The sequence below is a fragment of the Blautia sp. 2227st1_G12_2227SCRN_220401 genome, assembly GCF_039062885.1.
GTDB lineage: Bacteria > Bacillota > Clostridia > Lachnospirales > Lachnospiraceae > Blautia_A > Blautia_A fusiformis.
Window position 1 is genome coordinate 1 of the sequence record NZ_JBCLNI010000062.1, and the last position, 2,050, is coordinate 2,050.

Annotated in this window: 4 protein-coding genes; 3 read left to right on the forward strand and 1 reads right to left on the reverse strand. The window is 47.0% G+C overall.

Features of this window, described 5'->3' with window-relative positions; translation table 11 throughout:
• The 3 genes from mbpB to ABCM67_RS16145 all read left to right on the forward strand — a co-directional run.
• On the forward strand, positions 1-643 hold a 643-nt coding region (mbpB, locus tag ABCM67_RS16135), incomplete at its 5' end, for a mobilization protein MbpB (RefSeq protein ID WP_342993059.1).
• Complete coding sequence (gene mbpC, locus ABCM67_RS16140; RefSeq protein WP_004295511.1) at positions 600-1,052, forward strand: mobilization protein MbpC; 453 nt, start codon at positions 600-602, stop codon at positions 1,050-1,052. The genes mbpB and mbpC, both read left to right, overlap by 44 nt.
• Positions 1,053-1,071: 19 nt before the next feature.
• Entirely contained in the window at positions 1,072-1,302 is a 231-nt protein-coding gene (locus tag ABCM67_RS16145; RefSeq protein WP_004295510.1) for a hypothetical protein, read from the forward strand.
• Between the two features lie 36 nt (positions 1,303-1,338).
• Here ABCM67_RS16145 and ABCM67_RS16150 read toward each other — a convergent pair.
• On the reverse strand, positions 1,339-2,050 hold a 712-nt coding region (locus ABCM67_RS16150; RefSeq protein WP_342993060.1), incomplete at its 5' end, for a replication initiation protein.

Below are 2,050 nucleotides of genomic sequence, written 5' to 3' on the forward strand. Positions count from 1 at the left end.
GTATCACATTGATTTTCCGAACGTAAAAAACAACTGCCTACGTTTCGAGGTCAGCCCCTCGATAGAGGAAAGCGCCACCTTTACGGATGCGGACTGGGCGGAACTTGGTAACGACTTCATGCAGCGCATGGGGTTGGCGAACCACCAGTACATCATCATCCGGCACAGCGGTACGGAGAGCAAGAAAGAGCAAGCCCACCTGCACATACTGGCAAACCGGGTTTCCCTTTCCGGGGAACTGTACCGGGACAACTGGATAGGGAAAAAGGCAACGGAAGCCGCCAATGCCATAGCCAAGGAACGGAACTTTGTACAGTCGCAGGACATTGGCAAAGTCAACAAAGCGGAAATCAAGGAAGCCATGGACGGCGTATTGAAGAAGATGCAGGGCTTTGACTTTACCAAATTCAAGGAAGAACTTGGTAAGAGAGGTTTTAAAGTCCGGGAAGCCAGGGCAAGCACCGGGAAACTTAACGGCTACTATGTCACAGCCCGAAGCGGTACGGAGTATAAGGCAAGCGAGATAGGGAAAGGCTACACTCTCGCCCATATCGAGCGGACACAAAGCAAACTGAAGTGCAACTCAATGAACATATCTCATGGAAACAAACTCACACCCGGAAGCGGCAGCTTCCAACGTTAAGCAGGGACAGTACAGCCCCCGGAAAAGAAAAGATACAACGCCAAGGGTAAACCCGCAGCTTGCGGTAGAACTGGTGTATCAAGAACTAAAGCGTGTTGAAGTCTATACAAAGCGCATAGAGGACGCAACAGCCCGAAAGGTACAAATAGACGGGAAAAGCCTTGAAAGTGCCGAAAATCGCCTAAAAAACGTGTTGGCGGACTTTGAACGGCAGGGGTACAGAATGAAAAACGGCGGTTATGTGGACAAACGAATTTCGTTCTACTCAATCCTTTGTGCTGTTATCTCCCTATTGTTCGCTTGTTTCATGTGCTATCTTTGGACGGATGCAGCCAAAGACCGGGACAACTACAAGCAGTATTATGAATACTACCAAGAGCAGGCAAGGGAACAAAAGGGGAATAAATAAACATCTAACTTTACGAATTATGGGAACAACGGAACACGAAGAACCCCGGTTCTTCTTCATACTGAACAAGGGTGCGAAGTCCGGCGGCGAAATCACCCATGCCGTCCTAAACGGTAGTATCGTTTCGAAGCCGGCAGGCTGGGACGCCTTTCATGGGCTTGCACTGGCGAGAGAGAAACTAAGCAGCGAGGAAATACAACAGCAGATGAAAGAACTTGGTGTAGAAATGGAAATCGTTCCTCTGATTTGACAAGATTACCCGGAGTGTTTCAGCCGGGTAATCTTGTTACTTATCCTTGATTTTCCCTTTAAGGGCGTTTATAATCCACCCTTTCGGATTGTTCTTTTCTCGTGATTTTCCGTTTAGGAGAGCCAGTTCTCCGATAAGGTCGGTTATCTTTTCTTGTGCCGTTATGAATGTCTCTTTGTTCCGGTTTATCTCTTCCGATGTGAAGCCGCAGGAATAACGGAGGTACTCGTACACATGGCTGTCTATCTGATATCGTGCTGTAACCTTTGCTTGCAATTCTTTCCCTTCCAGTTCTTCATCTCTGAACTGTGGTTGATAGACCGGGTAGAACCTAAACCCGGTCACCTTGCTACGTTTGTTGTTTGGGTTTTCACGCACTTTCACGTAGTTGAAAGTGTATGGGCAGCTCTCATCAAGCGCAGCCTTTGCTGGTTTCAAAACTCTTTCCTCAAAATGATCTATTCTGTCTTTTCCGTTCTTGTCCTTGTATTTGTCCGCAGGTATGCCAAGACGGTCTTTCAAGTTTTCAAGGGATATATCCAAAGGGTACACCTGCCCACTCATTAACATGTAAAACCTAAGGGAATACCCAGTAGGTAGCGCAAGAGCCTTGTTTAACTCAAATTCTCTGTACCCCTTGGCGAACTTGGTAAACACATCCCAAAGGTCGTTAGACACACGAAAGGTTATAATGCCAGTGCGTTTTTTATATTTTGGGTTAGATATAAATCCGCACTTCCACCATTCC